Genomic DNA, 21,517 nt, shown 5'->3' with positions numbered 1-21,517 from the left:
TCTAAACGCCTATTTTAATTTGGCCTGTTTACATTTCCATGGTGCAGGGCATATAATAGGAGCAAGAAAGTTTCATTAACACAAAATATTTGATTAATTGCAAAATTGATTATCATTCTCATTTATACATGCTGCTTTGCCTTTATGGCGAAGCAGCATGTGTCATTTTAAGGGCAGTAAAAATGGCTCTCATTCTCAATTAGAAAAGGACTGTGATGACAAATGCAGGCTATCAATAATGCTTTACCACAACCCGCCAGAGCTATAGCTCCAAAAACCGGCAATCAGGGCCCCGGCCGCAAACGCAAGTTTCAGCTGGGCAGCATGCTCAAAAATAAAGAAATACAGACTGCTGTGGCAAGCGGCGTTCTAATGCTGTCGGCTTGGGGAATATCCCATTGGTCGTATTGGCTGTCTATTGTGCTGTATATCTTGTCCTATACGCTGGGGGGCTGGAGCAAGGCGCGGGAAGGTATAGAAACACTGGTGAAAGAGCGTGATCTGGATGTAAATCTGCTGATGATCGCTGCTTCGCTCGGAGCTGCCGCCATCGGCTACTGGAACGAGGGGGCCATGCTTATCTTCATTTTTGCGCTCAGCGGCGCGCTGGAGAGCTATACGAACGAGCGCAGCAGCAAGGATATTTCGGAGCTGATGGCGTTAAAGCCTGAGACGGCTCTTCGTCTTACCGGCAAGGATATGGAAACAGTAAATATAGAGGAGCTCGTTCCAGGCGATCTGCTGCTCGTCAAGCCGGGAGAGCTGATTCCAGCCGACGGGCTCGTTACCAGAGGGGTTTCTGCTGTCAATCAGGCGTCCATTACAGGCGAGTCGGTGCCAGTGGACAAAACAGCGGGAGATGAAGTGTATGCAGGCACTTTGAACGGTGAAGGCGTATTGTATGTTGAAGTTACAAAAAATACGGAGGAAACGCTTTTCGCCAAAATTATAAGGCTGGTGGAGGAAGCGCAGACGGAGGTTCCGGATTCGCAGCGTTTTATCAAGCGCTTTGAATCTGTCTATGCACGGATCGTTGTTGGCGTTACCCTCTTGCTCATCGCCGGTGCTCCGCTTCTGCTGGGCTGGAGCTGGCAGCAGGCTTTCTATAAAGCGATGGTATTTCTGGTAGTAGCATCTCCCTGTGCTTTGGTTTCTTCCATCATGCCGGCGGTATTGTCCACCATATCCAACAGGGCGCGTAAAGGAATCCTGTTCAAAGGCGGGGCGCATGTTGAAAATATGGCTTTGACATCTGTCGTGGCATTTGACAAAACAGGTACGCTGACCGTCGGGGCGCCGCTTATCACGGATTGGGTGACAGCCGAGGGATATGATGCGGATGAGGTGCTGTCAACGGCTGCAGCCATCGAAGCGTTCTCCATGCACCCGCTCGCAAGAGCGGTAGTGAAGAAAGCGTCTGAGCAACTTCTTACCCTGCCGGAAGCAGTGAATGTCCAGTCGCTCACAGGCTGGGGAATGGAAGGCGAAGTTCAAGGCACCCGCTGGCAAATCGGGCGGACCGACATTCTTGATCGCGTAGAGAATACCGTGCAGTGGAGGGAGCTGCGCAGTCAATTCGAAGCAGAAGGCAAGACGGTATCTGTCATCCTGCATGAAGGGCAGGTCGCCGCACTGATGGCTATGCGTGATGAACTGCGCCCGCAGGCCCCGGAAGCGGTACAGCGTCTGCGCAGCATGGGGGTCAGGGTTGTCATGCTGACGGGCGACCGCTATGAAACGGCAGCGGTGATTGCGGCCCAAGCCGGCGTGGACCAGGTGTATGCGGGACTCACCCCTGAAGACAAGGTTAATCATGTCAAAAGCTTGCGGGAGCATTACGGCCATGTTGTCATGGTGGGAGACGGTGTAAATGATGCGCCGGCTCTAGGGGCGGCAACGGTAGGCCTGGGGATGGGGATGAACGGGAGCGGCGCAGCGCTGGAGGTGGCTGATGTTGTTCTGATGAATGACGGCATTGAGGAAATTGCCCCGACCATTGCATTGGCCCGCCGAGCCCAGCGTATTATCAAGCAGAATATGATTTTTGCCATTACGGTCATTCTGCTGCTGATCTCTGGCAACTTCCTGGAGAACATTGCGCTCCCGTTTGGGGTGGTGGGTCATGAAGGAAGCACGCTGCTTGTGATCTTGAACGGGCTTCGTCTGCTTCGCTCCTGAAGTTGCGGGAGTGAACAACATCAATAATAAGCGCAGCTTTAACGCAAAAGGAGCAGCTCCGCCAATCTGTCTGGCAGATGGCGGAGCCACTCTTTTTTTGTGTCAATTATAGCCATTCTGTCAGACCGATCATCGTAAGCAGCCCGAGCAAAAAGGATATGGTTGAAGTACGCTGATTGCCGTCTCCGTGGCTTTCAGGGATTAATTCCTTGTAGACGATGAACATCATCGCACCCGCGGCAAACGCCAGCCCGTAAGGCACCAGGCCGGAAACAAAGGAGCTTAGATAATATCCGATCATGCTGGTTACAATCTCGACTGCTCCTGTCAGTGTTGCGATGCCAAGCGCTTTCAGCCTCCCTATATTCTGGTTTACGAGAAAAAGGGCGACAATAAAGCCTTCCGGAGCGTTCTGCAAGCCGATGGAAAAGGCGATCAGATTGCCCAGTTTCTGATCCTCACTGGCGTAGCTGACCCCGACGGATAAACCCTCGGGAAGATTGTGCAGCGTAATCGCTGCAACAATCATAAAAGCTTTCGCCTCAATATGCAGCAAAGGACCCTGATCGGGATTTTCCAAATCAATATGAGGGATGTTCATCTCCAGGACAAGCAGCACGAGCGCCCCCAGCAGCAGCCCGGCGGTCAATACAAATAAATTGGAATGGGCCAGCGCCTCGGGAATCAGATTATACATAGAGGCAGAGGTCATAATGCCTGCTGCGTAGGCGAGCAGGACGTCGCGCAGACGGTGTGTTACATTTCTTCTCATAAACAGAATCGGTATAGCCCCGATTCCTGTAGACAAGGCAGATATAAAGCTGCCGATCAGGACGTCGTTCATTGCCGCAAATTCCTCCACTTTTGCATCTTTCACCATTCATGAAAACTTCATTTGACTCTTTTCAGGCAGTGCAGCATAATTAATATTAATTTAGAATGAGTATAAGAAAAACGTTATCGAAGTACATTCAAAGAAGCCAGACCGCGTTTAGCAGTAGTTTTTCTTGCGATTCCAGAATTGCTCAGCTCCGCTGAGAACCTATAAATTCTGTAATCTTAAGAAATTTGCTTCTGCAGGACTCAGGCTCTTGCGGTCAAGCTCGGGGCGGCGGATACTCGGATCTTCTAATGTATGCTTTTGTTCGGACAGATGATGCTATTCCCGGCAAAAGGCTTTAACTGCGATGCTCCATCATTTTAAGCCTGACCCTATTATTTTGCATGAATGCAAAAAAAGCAACCTGTATCCTGAATAATAACGATGATTGAATCCTGGAGGTTGATACAATGTATAAATCAATTATTGTCGGAACCGGCCCTGCCGGGCTTACAGCGGCCATCTATCTGGCGAGAGCCAATATGAACCCGCTCATTATCGAAGGTCCCCAACCTGGAGGACAGCTTACAACTACAACTGAAGTTGAGAACTTTCCAGGCTTTCCTGAAGGAATTATGGGACCTGAACTGATGGATAATATGCGCAAGCAGGCTGAACGCTTTGGTGCAGAGTTCCGGACAGGCTGGGTTAACAGTGTGGATACAAGCAGCCGCCCCTTCAAGCTTGATGTGGAAGGAATCGGCGAGCTTGTTACGGAAACGTTAATCATTTCGACTGGCGCAACAGCCAAATACCTGGGAATTCCGGGAGAGCAGGATAATGTGGGCCGGGGCGTCAGCACATGCGCTACGTGCGATGGTTTCTTCTTCCGCAATAAGGAGATTATTGTGGTTGGGGGCGGAGATTCCGCTCTTGAGGAAGCGAACTTCCTGACACGCTTTGCTTCAAAGGTGACGCTGGTGCACCGCCGTGAAGAGCTGCGGGCCTCCAAAATCATGCAGGACCGTGCGCGCGGAAATGCAAAAATCGAGTGGGCTTTGGACCGCACTCCACTCGAAGTGGTTGCTTCCGAACAAGGGGTTACCGGATTGAAAGTAAGGAATAATAAAACAGGTGAAGAAGAATTGATCGAAGCCAGCGGCGTATTTGTAGCGATCGGTCATCATCCGAACACCGGCTTCCTGAACGGTCAGATTACAACTGATGCGAACGGTTATATTGTAACAACTCCGGGTACCTCCGAAACGAATGTTGCCGGTATTTTTGCTTGTGGTGATGTGCAGGATACACGCTACAGACAGGCGATTACAGCGGCAGGCAGCGGTTGTATGGCCGCGATGGATGCGGAAAAATACATCGAAAGCCTGGAACACAGCCCAGTTACACTGTAAAATAGTAAGTAAACGTAGTTTATAAGTGAGTGTTCAAAAAGTCAGGTTTTCAGCACCAAGAAGGTTGGATGAAGCCAGGGCCTGAGGAGCGGAGCGTACTTGGAGTACGTGAGCCCCGGAAGGCCCGGCTGAATTCAAGATTCGATGTCGAGTCCGCTTCCTGACTTCCTTCGTGATCAAAAGATGACTTTTTGAACATCCTCTATAATTTAATGAGGTGATTACAATGGAAAAAGCGATCGTGTATACATCTACAAACTGCCCGCATTGCAAGCAGGTGAAGAGCTATCTGACGGAGCAGGGGATTGAATTCGAGGAACGCAACATCGAAACGAATGAAGCCTATGCGCAGGAAGTATGGGATATGGGTGTTCGTGCCGTGCCTCTGACACTGATTGGCGACGCACGTATTTCGGGTATGAATAAAACCCAATTTGCGAAAGTTCTGAACAAATAAGTTCCTGTATAAAGGAACTGCATTCTAAATATTATAGAAGCCGATGCCTTAAATAAGGTAGCGGCTTCTTTTGTTTAATTTGACGCAAATTGATTGACCACTGTAAAAATTAGACATATACTCTTGGTATATTCAATTATGGCTTGCAAATTATTTGTGCTTTACCAAAAGGAATTATCCAGTCTACAGGGGGTGTTAACTTGGATCCTAACACCACGATTCGTTCACAACTGGAAGAGCATATCAGACGTGAGAGACAGACGCTTCAGAGCTTTGCGGATGCATCCGGCGTTAACAGGGGGACGCTCAGCGGCATCATTAACGGGAATCCTCCCAGGCAAATTTCGCCTGGTCAGCTTGACCTGATCACGGCAGGCATGGGACTGCCCGAGGGAGCTCTGTATGAAATGTACGCGGACGAATGCTTTCGTGAGACAGCTGCTCACTGGAGGCGTCTGCGTCCATTTCTGCTTCGTTGTGCGCAACTGAAGAAGCTCATTTGTATCAACAAAATACTGGACTGTCTGGCCGATAATTTATCGCATATCCCTGACATTTTCGATACGGCCGAGATTATGTATGAGAAGAGCTGGCATGAGGCGGCGCTGCTTCTCTACGAGCGTGTCATTGAAAGCGAAAAGTACAGTCATTCCGAACGACTCGCAGTCAGCCATCTCCGTCTTTTTCAAATTCACGAGAAGGATGAGCGCAGCAATCTGGAGGCAGCACTTCGTTTTCACTCGTACCGCTGGCGGCTTCCAGAGGCTCTTGCGCTTGACGGGCTGCATATGCTGGCTGAATTCTTTACGCTTAAACAGCAGTGGGATAAAGTTATATTGTATGCGGATGAGCTCCGCGAACTGACCGAGGGATTATGCCGGACAAGCAGACGCGAGTGGGATGCTGAACAATATGAGCTTCTGCGTCCGCTGGTGTTTTATTACGGCAAGAGCCGTCTCCTCAAGGCCAGCGCTTATGAATATTCCGGAAGATATGAGGAATCCAAGCAATATATTGCCGAGTATGCAGAACTGGGCTGGTTCCGCGACTTGGATGAGTCCGGACGGCGCTATGTTGAGCTGTTCCGAATGTTCGCCAAGGCAAACACGATGTGTGTAGACGTCAAGATGGGCAAGAAAAGTGCGGTTGCTCCTTATGTGGAGCTGCTGCTGGAGCAGCCGGAAGAGATTCTTGAGGGCGTAATTACGCTTCTGGAATCCGCCAACAAGTACGGTTATTATATCGATGAGCAGCTGGGGCTGTTCGCAGATCATCTGAACTATTACAGCGTCACCGAACCGAGCCAGTGGGAGAACCGGTATAAAGAGGAGTTTAATTTTGTCCGTCTTGCTTCGTATTATCGGCATCTTGCCGTATACAACTTCAGAAAAGAACGGTTTGAGGAAGGGTTGCAAAACATTTTGGACAGCTTCCATCTTTCAGTTCAAATCAACCAGCAGGATCATATCATCAAATGCATGACTTTATTTGAACAATACCGCAATTATGCTACGGTCCGGCTGCAGTATCTGTATGCCTATATTTGCGGAAAGGTGGAAAGCAATGAAGTTCGGGAGAACAGTCATCATGCTGTCGGTCCAGGTGTTCAAGGCTAGTGCCTCGATGACTGAAGGAGTGGAACATTGGGGCCATGGTGTGGGGCTGATATAAGAAAAACGTCTATCGACGTACATTCAAAGAAGACAGACCGCGTTTAGCAGTAGTTTTTCTTGCGATATCAGGGGGACTATTCCAGGGAGTTTATACTTTCTGATATCTAAAAAAGAGATAGACGGGAATAGGGAGGCGGAGTTATGTCCAGCCTGTGGTAAACAGCCCCGCTCAGGAGAGCATGGGGCTGTTTACCTATGTCCTGAACACTTTACACAGACACACGGACATGGCCCAGATAAGCGGAAATCGCGGAATAGGCGGAGCCCAGCACGGTGGAGCGGCTGCCCAGCTGTGAGAAACGGACATTCAGCTCCCTCCTGTGGTATGGCAGCGTGCGCTCCGCAACCTTGCTCTGTAGTGAGGGCTCAAGCCATTGGCGGGCTTCGGAGAGATGGCCGCCGATGATTATGAGCTCCGGGTTAAAACTGTTCACAATATTGGTTATGCCAATCCCGAGATACATACCGATTTCTTCATACAAGCGCCGGGCTGCTTCGTTTCCTTGGCTGGCAAGCTCAAGCAATTGCCCCGTGCTGCGAGAAGGCAGGCTGTAAGCCGTGTGGTCATAGGCTCTTTCAGAAGCATAGAGCTCCCAGCAGCCCTGGCTGCCGCAGGAGCATTGAAGGCCGTCCCAGGCGATGGACATATGTCCGGTCTCGCCCGCATACCCCCATGCGCCTTTGTAGGGCTTACCATCCATGATAATGCCGGAGCCGATCCCTGAACCTACGCTGATGTAGACGAGATGCCGCGGCTGCTGCCGATCATCGGCGGCCATACCGTAATGCAGCTCGCCAAGTGCTCCGGCGTTTGCTTCATTGTCCACTGTAACGGGGAGGCCGAACTCCTGCTCAAGCGGCTGCCGCAGCTCGGTGTTGTCCCAGCCAAGATTGGGGGCGAACAGAACGGTGCCCTTGGCATCGACCATGCCCGGCACGCCGACGCCAATCCCGACGATACCATGAGGGGAGGAGGGGGCAGTCTGGATAAGCTGATGGATCATGCTGCGCATCGTATCAAGCACGGACGTGACGTCAGTAACCTCAAGCGCAGCATCCCGCTCCTCCACGATATGACCTTCCAGATCGGTTAAAACCCCTTTTACATAACTTACGCTTAACTCCAGTCCGATGGCATAACCGGCGCCGCGGTTAAACAGCAGCATCAGCGGTTTTCTTCCCCCGCTGGATTCCCCGGGACCCGTTTCGCGGACCAGCTGGTCTGTCATTAATTCGGAGACCAGATTGGAAACCGTGGCTTTGTTCAGTCCGGTGTGTGCCGACACCTGCGCGCGGGACAGTGGTGCATGGAGCCGGATGGTATCGAGCACAATCGATCTGTTCAGCTTTTTAACGAGTGCCTGATCACCCGTGACGTTCATGGATCCACTTCCTGTTCTCAGTCGATTATTGTGGGAGCTCTGCTCCATATATGATTTATAGAGGTTGTTCAAAAAGTCATCTTTTGATCACGAAGTAAATCAGGAAGCGGACTCGACATCGAATCTTGAATTCAGCCGGGCCTAAGCAGATGCTTCCGAAGCATGTTTCCTGCGGAAACATTTCAGGTGCTCACGTACCCCAAGTACGCTCCGCTCCTCAGTCCCTAGCTTCATTCAACTCCAGCGTTTTGAAAAAACGCACTTCGGAAGCATAGGCTTCGGTGCTGAAAACCTGACTTTTTGAACACGCACTTATAGTTTAAAAAAAATACTTAGTTTAAGCAATAGACAAAGTTCTGCGAGCTGTGTTAGTATAGCGGTGTAAACGATTTCGAGATCAATAAAATCGGCAAGAACCTAATATGAGACTGGGAGGCGTAATCAAATGGCTTACTTTGAAAACGTTTCAAAAATTAGTTATGAAGGCAAAAACTCCACGAATCCGTACGCGTTCAAATGGTACAATCCGGATGAAGTCGTTGCTGGAAAAACGATGGCAGAGCATTTTAAATTCAGCATGGCCTACTGGCATACATTGACGGCGGGCGGCTCTGATCCGTTTGGCGTGGAAACGGCCGTCCGTCCATGGGATCATCTTAAAGGACTGGACCTTGCGAAAGCGCGGGTTGAAGCTGCTTTTGAACTGATGGATAAGCTGAATCTTGAATATTTCGCTTTCCATGATGTGGACATTGCTCCGGAAGGCTCCAGTCTGAAGGAATTCTATGCCAACCTGGATACGATTGTGGACCTGATTGAAGCACAGATGAAAGCAACGGGCAAGAAGCTGCTGTGGAATACGGCCAACATGTTTACCAATCCCCGCTATATGCACGGCGCGGCTACGACCTGTAATGCCGACGTATACGCACACGCTGCAGCCCAGATCAAAAAAGGGCTGGAGATCGGTAAACGCCTCGGCGGTGAAAACTATGTGTTCTGGGGCGGACGTGAAGGGTACGAAACGCTGCTCAATACGGATATGAAGCTGGAGCAGGATAACCTGGCGCGCATGTTCGAGATGGCCATCGATTATGCCCGTGAAATCGGCTTTGAGGCCCAGTTCCTGATCGAACCGAAGCCAAAAGAGCCAACGAAGCACCAGTATGACTTCGACGCGGCCACCACGATCGCTTTCCTGCAAAAATATGGACTGGATAAGCACTTCAAGCTGAACCTTGAAGCAAATCATGCGACGCTTGCAGGACATACGTTCAATCATGAGCTGCGTGTAGCCCGTCTGAACGGCATGCTCGGATCACTGGATGCGAACCAGGGAGATATGCTGATCGGCTGGGATACGGACGAGTTTCCGGTCGACATTTACGATGCGACCCTTACGATGTATGAAGTGCTGCAAAATGGCGGCCTTGGCAAAGGCGGCGTGAACTTCGACGCGAAGGTCAGACGCGCATCCTTTGAGCCGGAGGATCTGTTCCTGGCGCACATTGCCGGTATGGACACATATGCCAAAGGGCTGAAGGTAGCGGCGAAGCTGATCGAAGACCGCGTATTCGAGGATTTCATCGAGAAACGGTACAGCAGCTTCAAGGAAGGCATCGGACAGGATATCGTTTCCGGAAAAGCTACCCTTGCTTCCCTTGCGGAGTATGCGCTGAACAATGATAAACCGCGCAAAAACGAATCTGGACGCCAGGAATGGCTGAAGGCGACACTTAACCAATACATTTTGGCCGAATAATAGTTCGTTTGATTTAAAAAAGTTACCGCTGGCGGAGGTCAGCGGTAGCTGTGTCTCATACGAGTAACCGGTAGGGGGATGTGAATATGGAGCGTTATGTGATCGGCGTGGATTTGGGGACCAGTGCGGTAAAGACGGTGCTGGTTACCCGTGAAGGAAAGGTGGCTTTCGAAGCATCGGAGGCTTATCCGCTGCATCAGCCCAAGCCGGGATACAGCGAGCAGGACCCGGAGGATTGGGTGGAAGGAACCGCGACCTCGCTGCGCAAGCTGGTGGAGCAAGCCGGCATTAAGGCCGATAGCGTGGATGGCATCAGCTTTTCAGGTCAGATGCACGGGCTTGTGCTGACGGATGCAAAGGGGCAGGTGCTGCGCAGAGCCATTCTGTGGAACGATACCCGCACGACTGAGCAGTGCCGGCGGATTGAAAGTGTCCTTGGCCCCAAGCTTTTGGGCATCGCGCGCAACCGGGCATTGGAAGGCTTCACGCTGCCCAAGCTTCTTTGGGTGCAGGAGCATGAGCCTGAGCTGTTGGCACGTGCGGCACATTTTATGCTGCCAAAGGATTATGTGCGCTACAGACTGACGGGCGAGCTGGCGTCGGAGTATTCCGACGCGGCGGGAACGCTGTTGCTTGATGTGGCGGGCAAGCGCTGGAGCAAAGAAATCGCGGCCGCGTTTGACCTGCCTCTGTCGCTGTGCCCTCCGCTGGTGGAGTCCTTTGATCAGACGGGAGGCCTCCTGCCGGAAATCGCTTCACAAACGGGACTCGCCGCAGGGACGCCTGTATATGCCGGCGGAGCAGATAATGCATGCGGAGCGATCGGCTCCGGCATTCTTAGCGAAGGCCAGACGATGTGCAGCATCGGGACGTCGGGGGTTGTCCTTTCATATGAGGAACGCAAGGACCTGGATATCGGAGGCAGAGCTCATTTTTTCAATCATGGCGAGAAAGACGCCTATTACATTATGGGGGTAACGCTGGCGGCAGGCTACAGCCTGACCTGGTTTAAGGAGACATTCGCTCCTGACCAGCCTTTCGAGGAGCTGTTGCAGCAGGCGGAAGGCATTAAGCTCGGAAGCGGGGGGCTGCTCTTTACGCCTTATATTGTTGGTGAACGCACTCCACACCCGGATTCGCAAATCCGCGGCAGCTTTATCGGCATGGATGCAAGCCACAAGCTGCCTCACTTTACGCGTGCTGTCCTGGAGGGTATCACCTTCTCGCTGAAAGAATCCATCGATATTTTGCGGAGCACGGGCAAGGTGGTAAACGAGGTGATCTCCATCGGCGGCGGCGCGCGCAGTGAGCTGTGGCTGCAGATGCAGGCGGATGTGTTCGATGCCACGGTCATCAAGCTGGAAAGCGAGCAAGGTCCTGCTCTGGGTGCCGCGATGCTGGCAGCATACGGATGTGGATGGTTTGATTCTCTTCAGTCTTGTGCGCAGGCGTTTATCCGGCAAGCCAAGCGTTATACTCCGAATGAAGAGGTTGTAAGGCAGTATGAGAGGTTGTTCGATCTATACCGCGAGGTATACGGCGCAACACGCGGTTTAAATAACCAATTGTCCGAATTCAGATAAGTTTGGCGTAGAACAGCAAACCAGTGGGAGTGCCCCAAAGGTCCATGGACCCAGGGCGCTCTTTTTTAGATTTCAGAAAGAATAAACTTCTTGGAATGCCTCCTGAAATCGCAAGAAAAACTACTGCTAAACGCGGTCTGTCTTCTGTGAATGTACGTCGATAGTGTCAAATGAAAATAGAGTTCTAGACTGAGAAATTAAAGTATTAGACTGACAATGCTTCATTAAGCTAACGGGCAGTTTAGCCCAATACAACGTTTGTAAAATGTACTGTATAATGATATATTCGTATAGTATAATGAACGAAAGGGGGGTATTACTTCTTGAATGCTATACACATCAGGATAGGAAACAACCTGCAACGTATTAGAAAACATAGGCAGTTAAGCTTAGATAAGCTTGCTGATTTAACAAAGGTTAGTAAAGGTATGCTTCATCAAATTGAGCGAGGAGAAACGCAGCCCACAGTGACAACCGTGTGGAAAATTGCTACGGGACTCAATATTTCGTTTTCATCTCTACTTAAAGAGGATGAGGCAGTAGTATCCATTGCAACTCGAAAAGAAATTCCAGATTTAACAGAAGACAATGGAAATTGTAGAGTATACTTACTGTTTCCGTTTGACCCCCAAACACGTATTGAAACGTTTACGATTATTCTTAGTCCTACTTGTAACTATGTTTCACTCCCACACAATGATGGGGTTCAAGAGTACATCACAGTTATCTCTGGAGTGTTTAATCTACAGATTAAGGATGAAATATACGCCTTACAAGAAGGACAGGCTGTAAGATTTGCAGGCAATGTTGAACACCGTTATATAAATAAATCGGACGAAGATGTGACGATACAGGTTGTTATGTATTATGCGGAATCTTAATTGCATGTAATCATTAAGGAGGGATACACGTTGACAAGTCAACTTAAAGATAGTGCACAACAGGTTCAAAACAAACTAATAGAGTTGGGATATGCAAATAAAGTTATAGAACTACCTGACAGTACACGAACTGCACAGGAAGCTGCCGATTCGATAGGTTGCGAGGTTGCACATATAGCTAAGTCAATTATCTTTCGACTCAAAAATAACGATAAACCCTTATTGGTTATAGCCAGTGGAGTAAATCGAATTAATGAAAAACAAATTAACACCCTTCTGAATGACAATTTAGGAAAAGCTGACGCTGATTTTGTACGTGAACACACAGGATTTGTTATTGGAGGCGTACCACCTTTAGGACATATAGAGTCAATCATCACTCTTATTGATGAAGACTTGTTACAATTTAGAGAGATATGGGCTGCTGCCGGACATCCAAGAGCAGTGTTTCAATTAACACCTGAAGAATTAGTGCAAATGACAAAAGGACGAGTAATCTGTGTAAAATAAATTTGTGTTAACTTTCTGTTATTTCGCTAACGGGAAACGTTAGTTAAATAACAGCGGCAGTCTAAGACTTTATTACCAAGTCTTGTTCTGCCGCTGCTTCTTTTAATGAATCAGTCTAAAACTTATTTTTTTAAAGCTGAGTAATCTCCAATTCAAAAACCCCGTTAAATCAACAACTCCAGTCTAATACTTTATTTTCTCCGAACAGATAGACGTTTTTCTTATTCTATTACAACGTCCCTCCATGTGCTCTCTCCTTAGAAAACACTGATTTTCCAGATGGCCCAACAGAAAAAAAACGACAAAACTCGCAAAAGTATGTGATATTTTTATGCTTTCTGCATTTGTTTTATGGTATTATAGTTATAATTTCCTGAAGACGATTGACTGGTCGTAGGACTAACGCAGGATGTTTTTTTGGAACGCTATTCTTTGCTACTAATTTACTGAGAAAGGAAGGAGCCCCTCATGAAGAAAACCATTGGCTCCGGAATGTCCAAGCTGCTGGTAGCAGGTTCGCTCTTGAGTGTTATAGTGCCACCGGTTATGAATTGGGACTATGCATTTGCGGCAGGGGCAGTCAATACGACAGCCGCCATTTCAGCGGATCAGCTGCAGCAAAAAATGGTCGATGCCATGCAGACCCGCAGTGAAACGATATCTTTCACATACAAAGGCAATGTACAGGAGCTCAAAAGCAAGCTTCAGACCGCAATTGATCAAGCCATGAAAATTGACCCTTACATAAACTATACGATCAAGAGCTATGAATTCAGCTACAAGGGGACTGCCACATCGGCAGATGTAACCGTAAAACTGAACTATCGGGAGACCAAGGAACAAACCGCTTACGTAGACAATACGATTAAGACGGCACTTGTCCAAATCATAACTCCTGGCATGACGGATCATGAAAAGGCCAAGGTTATACATGACTGGATCGTAAAACGTCTTAAGTATGATGTGACATTGCAGAAATACACCGCCTATGACGGGCTGAGCACAGGCAGTACAGTCTGCCAGGGCTACACTCTGCTGGCGTATAAAATGCTTAATCAAGTCGGCATCGCCAACCAGATTATAGAAGGAAGAGCAGGTGGCCAGCTTCATGCCTGGAATCTTGTACAGCTGGACGGGAAATGGTATCATATGGATACCACTTGGGATGACCCGACGCCGGACCGCCCGAATGAAGTGAGCACCGCATATTATATGCTGACAGATGCGGAGATGCGGCAGGATCACACCTGGACCAAGCAGTATCCGGCCGCGAGCACATCCTACCGCGACACACTGAACAGCCTCATCGCGCAGGGCGGCGCAGCCTCCAAGGCGTATAAGCAGCTGTATCAAGCGCTCGAATACGATTTGACACAGAATGGAAATACGCTCAGCACGGCCAATGACATTAAGACTTTAGCCAGCAAAGCGATGAAGAGCGGTTCGAATTCTCTGCTTTTTGTCTACAAGGGGAACGAGAACAGGCTGAAGCAGGATCTGCAGGTGCTGTACAAGCTGGGGGTAAAGTCCGTTTCCTATAAAGTGAGTGATTTAAAGGGAGCAGGCGGGCTCAGGGTAGAGCTTTCGTGGACGTAATTGATAACATGGGTTAACATATGAGGCCGCAGTAGAACTGCGGCTTTTTGCTGCCCTATGGAAAGTGTGTCGAAAATTGCAGAGTAAGGGGGACATATGCACAAACGGTCATTTACTTATTTGATAGGTACGCAGACGATGTCGAACGCAGCGGATGTATTGTATATTATGGCGTTGATTTCCCTGATTTTTCATGGTACTGACTCGATTATTACCGCCATTCTGATTCCGCTGCTGCGCATGGGGACACAGATGATCAGCGGTTTCTTCGCCCCGCTGCTGCTGGCCAGATTCCAGCTTCCGCTCATTTTGCTCGTCTCCCAATTGGGACAGCTGCTGCTGTTTGCTATTCTTATATTTCATCTGTGGATCACAGGGACCTCTGAGAGCTGGACTATCGTATTTATATTGGTTATGGCTTTATCCTTCCTTGACGGCTGGACAACGCCCGCACGCAACTCGCTCGTCCCGCGGCTGGCTCCCGGCGCTGCCTTGATGAAGGCGAACAGCCTGATTTCTGTCAGCGACCAGACCGTGCAGCTTGCAGGCTGGGGTCTGAGCGGTGTGCTGGTAGCCGTATTGGGAGCGGAGAAAACGCTGCTGCTTGCGGGAGGGCTCTATGCTGTGGCGCTTGTGTTTACAGCATTGATCCGTGATCCGCTGGAAACGGACGACAGATACTGGCTGCAGCCCCTTACCCGTGTGCGTCCGGTGGAAGAGCCTGAAATGGCGGATACTCCACAGAGCGATTCCGGCAACTCCGGAAAGTCGGAGCGGTGGAAGACGATGCAGGAGGGCTGGAGGCTGATCGCTGCCAGCGGCAGGCTGAAGCTGCTTATGTTCATCGATATGGTGGATATGCTTGGCGGCTCGGTTTGGGTCGGGGCCTTTACCCTGGCCTTTGCCCAGGAAGTACTGCTGAAAGGCGAGGCCTGGTGGGGATACATTAATGCTGCCTATTTTGCTGGAGCCATCGGAGGGGGACTGCTGGTGCTGGCTTGTACCCGGCTGCTGGAGAAACGGCTGTTCGGATGGATGGTGGCAGGCATGTTCGGTTATGGTATATTGACAGCGTTCTATGCTCTGAACGAATCGGCCGTCCTGACCCTGCTTATCGTGCTGCTGATGGGACCGCCTGCGGAGCTTTCCATTGTCAGCAGAAGAACTTTAATTCAAAAAAGCGTGAGTGATGCGGATTTGCCGAAAGTGCTGTCAGCCCAGGCGGTGCTCATGAATCTGATGTTCTGTGTCTCCCTGCTGCTTATGGGGTGGATCGCCGAAAGGTTCGGGATCGTGAATCTGTACCTGTTTGCGGCAGGATTGACAGGCATCGCGGTGGTGATCGGCTTGTTATGCAGAAGATTTTTTTATAAAAATGACCCTGTCCATGTAAATTCCCACTAATTTGAGATATGAAAAGGCCGTTCCAAGCAGAGCTATTCTTTGCTGGAACGGCCTTCTCTAATATAAAGCTACTGTCCTGTTTTCGTTCCCGTATCCAGATCAACCTCCTGCAGAGGAATGACGCGTGTACGGCGAATGAGCTTATAGCCAAGCCATAAAAGCAGGAAAAGGGGAACCCCCAAATAGACGGCGGTCAGCCCGGCCCAGTCGATCTGTCCGCCGCTGAAAGCGCCCGAGCCCTGTCCAATGATTACGATGATGCAGAGCACAAAGGCAAACAGGGGACCAAACGGGAACCAGCGTGCTTTGAAGGGCAGCTCGTTCAAACTGCGTCCTTGTGCCGTGAAAGCCCTGCGGAAACGGTAATGGCTGACGGCGATCCCGACCCAGGTGATGAAGCCGCACATGCCGGAGGCATTGAGCAGCCAGTTGTAGACAACGCCGTCACCGAACAAAGAACCGAGAAAGGCCAGCAGGCCGAGAGAGGCCGTGATGAGCAGCGCGTTCATGGGAATGCCGCGGCGGTTCAGCCTGCCGAGAAAACGGGGGGCTTTTCCCTCCTTGGCAAGCACAAACAGTACGCGGGTCGCCGCATACGTGCCCGAATTGCCGGCAGACAGCACGGAGGTCAGGATAACTGCGTTCATGACGGAGGCGGCTACGGCGAGCCCCGCTTTTTCGAACACGAGCGTAAACGGGCTGACACTGATATCCTTAATGTCACTCCGCAGCAGATCCGGATTGGTATACGGAATCAGGGCACCAATGACGATGATGGCCAAAATATAGAAGAACAGAATCCGCCAGAAAATTTGCCGTACGGCGCGGGGAACATTTTGACGCGGATTCTCGCTTTCGCCGGCAGCCACCCCGATCAGCTCTGTTCCCTGGAAAGAGAAGCCGGCGGCCATAAAGACGCCGAGGATCGCAAAGAATCCGCCCGGGAACGGCGCGTCTCCTGCAGTAAAGTTGCTAAAGCCTGTGGCTTCCCCGCCAAGAATGCCGAAGATCATCAGCACGCCGACGATGAGGAACACGATAACGGTTACGATTTTTATCATGGCAAACCAGTATTCCGATTCGCCGTAGCCTTTGACGGAAAGGGCGTTCAGCGCGAAAATCAGGGCCAGGAACAGCAGGCTCCACCAGCCGGAATGGCTGTCCGGGAACCAGTACTTGATAAGCACGGTTGCCGCAGATAGCTCGGCGGCGATTGTCACCGCCCAGTTGAACCAGAAATTCCAGCCCATGGCGAAGCCGAAGGCAGGGTCAATAAAGCGGCTGGCATAGGTGTTGAAGGAGCCGGATTCAGGCATATAAGTCGCCATTTCACCCAGGCTTGTCATCAGAAAGTAGACCATAATGCCGACGGCGGCATAAGCGAGCAGCGCACCACCCGGCCCGGCCTGCGCAACGGCTCCCCCGCTCGCAAGGAACAAGCCTGTCCCTATGGAGCCGCCGAGAGCGATCATGGTCATATGTCTGGCTTTCAGCCCCTTCTTCAGGGAACCCGGGGATGTTTCGTTGTACTGCATGGAATGAACACTCCTTCTTAAAATGGCAACATATCATGTCAGGCCAGAGCAGGAAGGGGACAGGGTGTTAAAACACAAAAAGACCGCAGGGAACAGCCTGCGGTCTTTATCTATGATACTCCGCATCATTACCTTCCAAGATTAAAGATAGCTCAACACAGCTCCTAATATACAGGCAGCTGTGACAGTTCTGCGCCTTTCGGTGCGCAGCCCCAGCAGCCGGGACACTTGCAAGGAGTCGGTTCCCGGCCACTTCGGCGGATGGGCCTTTCGGCCGGAATCATGGACGGCTCCTGTCGTCTCCTCCGGCTTACTGATCACATCCGCGACCTCTACCTCATCATGGTTTGGTTGATGAGGTTTGTGACATGAATATGTTATTTTTTCGAACAGAAACCAGTATATCCTTTTATCCCCGATGAATCAATGAAGATTTAATGAAGATAAAATTTACCTTCAGGAATTCCGCTTTGCCATCTGCTGCCATACCGTACCTGCGGCTTGCTCTCCGGACTCGATCCGCTCCAGGGCCATTCTGGCTTGCAGGCTGACTTCAAACTCGGGGTCCTCCACCGCCTGCTCCAGTGCATCGCGGGCTTCCTCGGTTCCGACTTCGTAGAGGAAGCGTGCTGCCCGCCAGCGCACGAGCTTGCTGTTATCCTTCAGCGCCGCAATCATCGGAGGGGTTGCGGCAGGGTCGCCGATGTCGGACAGGGTGTCGCCTGCCGTCCGCCGTACGGATGCGGAAGAATCGCGCAGCGCCTCATACAGCAGCTCCATGGCTTCGGGAGTGCGGACATCGCCGAGGTAGACTACGCCCAGACGCCGAATCTGCATCTTCTCGTCACGCAATGCCCGTGTGATCAGCGGCAGACGCTCGGGGGTCGGCTCCATGGCATCGATGGCCGCGTACCGTACGCGCCAATCCTCGCTGCCCAGCGCTTCCTCTATCTCCGCGTCGGAGTATGCGCGTCGCTGCTCGATGAATTCGCCGCTGTCCTTGCCATGGGCAATCGCCTGCTCCACCACCTTGGACAGGCGTTCCGGCGGAAATGCAGCTTCGAGCTCCTGCTCCACCTCGCGCGCGATATCAGCCAGCTCGCCATAGCGGATGCCGTAATCGACAAGCTTCCGCTCCTTGATCAGGGTAGCGCTGGCCACCTCCGTGACCGCATTGACGAAGCGGTCGGAAAGGGAGATGCGCTCCTCCTGTCCGCCTGCTTTGACGCGAATCTGCATCGGAACACCGCGAAAAAATTGCACGAATACGTGTGCTTCCCCGAAGGCTTCGACTTCACCTTCCCCGGGAATATCCCAGTTCGCGTCCGCCGAGTCTGAGCCGAACTGCTCACGCACTTCTCCGAGAATGGCTGCCCAATCGGCGTTGCCCTTGCGGTCCAGCGCGACAAAATCAGCGGTATGGAATACGCTCTTCACTCCATCGATCCGCAGCATGCGGCGGATGAAAGGAGGAGCAGAACGTTCTGTTTCCAGTGTATATGTTTTGCGAATTCCCGGCTCCAGCGATTCGTCCAGGTGAAGCATCATTGTGTTTGGACTTGGAGTCGGTTCGATCGAAGTAATTTTCATGGATTCCAGCGAGCCTCCTTATAGCAAAAATAATTTAAAATTTCTTGTAATCTATTGTACATCATTTGTCCGGTGCTTCAAAAGTATGACGTATTTTTGAAGTATACGGAAAGTTCGGATAAAAGCTGCTTTGATTATGCAAAATGTATATATCTGCCGACTGGAAAAAGGAGGGATTTCCACGTTTCGGAAGCAGGAAATCAGACTGGTTATCGTCTGCTTTGCCATCGCCGTCATCATGCTGTATTCCCTGATCAAAGGTATGATTCGCTTCATGCATTAACTGTCTGGTCTCTTTCAGCTGCAGGTTATACGGCCCCGGCAAGAGACGCCAATATTTCAAAGAGGAGTGTGTTTGTTTTGCCTGTTATGGATCCCGTTTTTCTCAGCCGTACACTTACAGGGATTACGCTGTTTGTACATATTGTGTTTGCATCCATCGGGGTCGGTATCCCGCTGTTGATCGCGCTTGCCGAGTGGAGGGGAGTTCATACCGGTGATGCTCACTATACGCTGCTGGCCCGGCGCTGGGCGCGGGGTTATGTGATCTCGGTCGCTGTTGGCGTCGTTACAGGCACGGCCATCGGTCTGCAGCTCAGCCTGCTATGGCCGACCTTTATGCAGGTGGCCGGACAGGCTATAGCCCTGCCGTTATTTATGGAGACGTTTGCCTTTTTTGTGGAAGCCATTTTCCTCGGGATCTATCTGTATACCTGGGAACGGTTCAAGCGAAAATATACGCATTTACTGCTGCTGATTCCGGTCGCCATTGCTTCTTCCGCCTCTGCTGTGTTTATTACTACAGTGAATGCGTTTATGAACCAGCCCCAGGGCTTTGCGCTGGTAAACGGTATTATGACCGATATCCGGCCGCTTGAGGCGATGTTCAACCCTGCGACGCCAACCAAGGTATCGCATGTGGTGGCCTCCTCCTATACGCTTAGTGCGGGGACGCTTGCGGGAATAGCGGCCTTCAGCCTGCTGCGCGGCCGCAATCACGACTACTTCAAAAAGGCGCTGAAGCTGACGGCAGTCAGCACCTTTGTATTTGCGCTCAGCACGGTGCTGATTGGGGACGCGTCCGGTAAATTTCTCGCCAAATACCAGCCTGAGAAGCTGGCGGCCGCAGAATGGCATTTTGAAACGAGGAGCGGGGCTCCATTCGTCTATGGAGGTCTTATGGATCATAACGGCCAAATTAAATACGCCATTGAAATTCCATATGCGCTCAGCATTCTGGCCGGCAATCTTCCCAGCACTGTAGTCAAAGGGCTTAACGATTACCCGGAGGATCAGCGTCCGCCGCTGGTCATTCATTATTTGTTTGATCTCAAAATCACGACCGGTGTGTTGATCCTGCTTATTCCGCTGCTTTTCCTGTTTCGTAAAAAGCTGCCCGGACGCAGTTCGTATCCGAAATGGCTGCTGTTGTTGATGATGCTGGTCGGCCCCATGGCCATGGTAGCGATCGAGCTGGGCTGGATGTTCGCGGAAGTTGGCAGACAGCCATGGATTCTGCGCGGTTATATGAAGGTGTCCGAAGCGGCTACCACGTCGCAGAATGTCGGAGCGATGCTGGTGCTGTTTGTGATTTTATACCTTGTGCTCTGCTTTTCGGCGGTCAAGGTGCTTAGCAAGCTGTTCCGCAACAAGGATGCGATAGAGGAAATGAGGCAGCTGGGTATGGAGGGGGCGGGACAAAATGAGCTATGAACTGATTGGCATTACGGTGCTGTGGACATTTCTGTTTGGCTACCTGCTGGTGGCTTCCATCGATTTCGGAGCGGGCTTTTTCAGCTTCTACAGCGTGCTGACAGGCCACCGCAACAAAATCCACAGTATGATCCAGCGCTATCTGTCACCTGTGTGGGAAGTGACAAATGTGTTTCTTATTTTTTTCGTGGTCGGTCTGGTCGGCTTCTTTCCGGATTCTGCGTATTATTACGGGACGGGGCTGCTTGTGCCCGGCAGCATAGCGCTCGTGCTGCTTGCAATCAGAGGGGTATATTATGCATATAATACGTATGGTTTGGAGGGGAAAAACAATCTGGTGTATATGGGGCTTTATGGGGCAACCGGATTGCTGATTCCCGCGGCCTTGTCCACCATTCTGGCGATATCCGAGGGTGGGGTTATCGTAGAGAGCAGGGGAAGGGTGGAACTGGATTGGGCAGCGTTTGTGGGGAACCCATACACCTGGGCTGTTATTTTACTGGCTCTGGTGAGTGTGCTGTATATCTCGGCCATGTTCCTCTCCTATTATTCACACAGGGCCGGGGACGAGATCGCTTTTGAAGTGGTGCGCAAATATGCGCTGTTCTGGAGCTTTCCCACCATCGCTGCCAGTGTGCTCGCTTTTTTTCAGATTAACAAACAGAATCCGGTACACTTTGCGAACATGCTGAATGATGCCTGGATGTTCACAGCTTCCTTCCTCTGCTTTGCAGGGGCGGTGTATCTGGTATGGCAGAGACGGAGGATCGGCACCTGTTTTGTTCTGGTCATTCTGCAATTTGCTTTTGCCTGGTACGGGTACGGCAGATCCCACCTTCCTTACATCCTGTATCCGTATATTAACATTGAGAGCAGTTTCACCAATGATGCGATGGGCATCGCTTTAATCAGTGCGTTTGTAGCAGGCCTGCTCGTACTGGTTCCGTCGCTTGTGTTATTAATGAGGCTTTTCCTGTTTGATGCCAAATACGTGCGCGGCCATGCGGGCAGAAAAGGGTGA

At 50.9% G+C, this 21,517-nt stretch carries 17 protein-coding genes and 1 riboswitch; of the genes, 13 read left to right on the top strand and 4 right to left on the bottom strand.

All coding sequences use genetic code 11. The features are described from left to right. The first annotated feature begins 324 nt into the window (after window positions 1–324). Window positions 325–2,178 carry a heavy metal translocating P-type ATPase gene (locus ACE5KN_RS27645; protein WP_375533203.1) on the top strand — a complete coding sequence of 618 codons (1,854 nt, stop codon included), beginning with the start codon at window positions 325–327 and terminating at the stop codon, window positions 2,176–2,178. Window positions 2,179–2,284: 106 nt separating this feature from the next. Here the strand turns inward: ACE5KN_RS27645 and ACE5KN_RS27640 are convergent, their stop codons facing one another. After that, complete coding sequence (locus tag ACE5KN_RS27640) at window positions 2,285–3,022, bottom strand: ZIP family metal transporter (RefSeq protein ID WP_375528693.1); 738 nt, start codon at window positions 3,020–3,022, stop codon at window positions 2,285–2,287. 446 nt (window positions 3,023–3,468) lie between these two features. On the opposite strand from ACE5KN_RS27640, the gene trxB reads away from it, so the two are divergent. The 3 genes from trxB (at window position 3,469) to ACE5KN_RS27625 (ending at window position 6,483) form a co-directional block, all read left to right on the top strand. Beyond that, on the top strand, window positions 3,469–4,410 hold the full coding sequence (gene trxB / locus ACE5KN_RS27635) for a thioredoxin-disulfide reductase (RefSeq protein ID WP_375528688.1): 942 nt from the start codon (window positions 3,469–3,471) through the stop codon (window positions 4,408–4,410). Window positions 4,411–4,636: 226 nt separating this feature from the next. Beyond that, window positions 4,637–4,867 (top strand): glutaredoxin family protein, encoded by a 231-nt coding sequence (locus ACE5KN_RS27630; protein WP_355321993.1) that lies wholly within the window; start codon window positions 4,637–4,639, stop codon window positions 4,865–4,867. 200 nt (window positions 4,868–5,067) lie between these two features. After that, window positions 5,068–6,483, top strand: coding sequence for a DNA-binding protein (locus ACE5KN_RS27625; protein WP_375528689.1), 1,416 nt, complete (start codon window positions 5,068–5,070; stop codon window positions 6,481–6,483). Between the two features lie 266 nt (window positions 6,484–6,749). On the opposite strand, the gene ACE5KN_RS27620 is transcribed toward ACE5KN_RS27625, so the two are convergent. Continuing rightward, window positions 6,750–7,922, bottom strand: coding sequence for an ROK family protein (locus tag ACE5KN_RS27620; protein ID WP_375528690.1), 1,173 nt, complete (start codon window positions 7,920–7,922; stop codon window positions 6,750–6,752). Between the two features lie 445 nt (window positions 7,923–8,367). On the opposite strand from ACE5KN_RS27620, the gene xylA reads away from it, so the two are divergent. The 6 genes from xylA to ACE5KN_RS27590 all read left to right on the top strand — a co-directional run bounded on the left by xylA (window position 8,368) and on the right by ACE5KN_RS27590 (window position 15,658). Next, a complete protein-coding gene (gene xylA / locus ACE5KN_RS27615) occupies window positions 8,368–9,684 on the top strand; it encodes a xylose isomerase (protein WP_375528206.1) in 1,317 nt (438 codons plus the stop codon). Window positions 9,685–9,770: 86 nt separating this feature from the next. Then, entirely contained in the window at window positions 9,771–11,267 is a 1,497-nt protein-coding gene (xylB, locus tag ACE5KN_RS27610) for a xylulokinase (protein ID WP_375528207.1), read from the top strand. Between the two features lie 323 nt (window positions 11,268–11,590). Then, entirely contained in the window at window positions 11,591–12,148 is a 558-nt protein-coding gene (locus ACE5KN_RS27605; RefSeq protein ID WP_375528208.1) for a helix-turn-helix domain-containing protein, read from the top strand. Window positions 12,149–12,178: 30 nt separating this feature from the next. Next, complete coding sequence (locus ACE5KN_RS27600; protein WP_375528209.1) at window positions 12,179–12,658, top strand: YbaK/EbsC family protein; 480 nt, start codon at window positions 12,179–12,181, stop codon at window positions 12,656–12,658. Window positions 12,659–13,126: 468 nt separating this feature from the next. Continuing rightward, window positions 13,127–14,254, top strand: coding sequence for a transglutaminase domain-containing protein (locus tag ACE5KN_RS27595; RefSeq protein ID WP_375528210.1), 1,128 nt, complete (start codon window positions 13,127–13,129; stop codon window positions 14,252–14,254). Window positions 14,255–14,350: 96 nt separating this feature from the next. Further along, on the top strand, window positions 14,351–15,658 hold the full coding sequence (locus ACE5KN_RS27590) for an MFS transporter (RefSeq protein ID WP_375528211.1): 1,308 nt from the start codon (window positions 14,351–14,353) through the stop codon (window positions 15,656–15,658). Window positions 15,659–15,726: 68 nt separating this feature from the next. Here ACE5KN_RS27590 and ACE5KN_RS27585 read toward each other — a convergent pair whose 3' ends face one another. After that, on the bottom strand, window positions 15,727–17,193 hold the full coding sequence (locus tag ACE5KN_RS27585; protein ID WP_375528212.1) for an amino acid permease: 1,467 nt from the start codon (window positions 17,191–17,193) through the stop codon (window positions 15,727–15,729). Between the two features lie 140 nt (window positions 17,194–17,333). Continuing rightward, window positions 17,334–17,536, bottom strand: a riboswitch (Lysine riboswitch). Window positions 17,537–17,649: 113 nt separating this feature from the next. Next, window positions 17,650–18,783, bottom strand: a complete 1,134-nt coding sequence (locus ACE5KN_RS27580; RefSeq protein ID WP_375528213.1) for a virulence factor — start codon at window positions 18,781–18,783, stop codon at window positions 17,650–17,652. 136 nt (window positions 18,784–18,919) lie between these two features. On the opposite strand from ACE5KN_RS27580, the gene ACE5KN_RS27575 reads away from it, so the two are divergent. From ACE5KN_RS27575 to ACE5KN_RS27565, 3 genes are all read left to right on the top strand, one after another. Next, complete coding sequence (locus tag ACE5KN_RS27575; RefSeq protein WP_375528214.1) at window positions 18,920–19,066, top strand: hypothetical protein; 147 nt, start codon at window positions 18,920–18,922, stop codon at window positions 19,064–19,066. A gap of 86 nt (window positions 19,067–19,152) precedes the next feature. Continuing rightward, a complete protein-coding gene (locus ACE5KN_RS27570) occupies window positions 19,153–20,496 on the top strand; it encodes a cytochrome ubiquinol oxidase subunit I (protein ID WP_375528256.1) in 1,344 nt (447 codons plus the stop codon). Beyond that, entirely contained in the window at window positions 20,486–21,517 is a 1,032-nt protein-coding gene (locus ACE5KN_RS27565; RefSeq protein ID WP_375528215.1) for a cytochrome d ubiquinol oxidase subunit II, read from the top strand. Before ACE5KN_RS27570 ends, ACE5KN_RS27565 begins: the two co-directional genes overlap by 11 nt.

It is taken from the genome of Paenibacillus terreus, assembly GCF_042138595.1.
Classification (GTDB): domain Bacteria; phylum Bacillota; class Bacilli; order Paenibacillales; family Paenibacillaceae; genus Paenibacillus; species Paenibacillus terreus.
The sequence above is the reverse complement of the archived record's forward strand: the minus strand, read 5'-3'. Positions and strand labels throughout refer to the sequence as shown.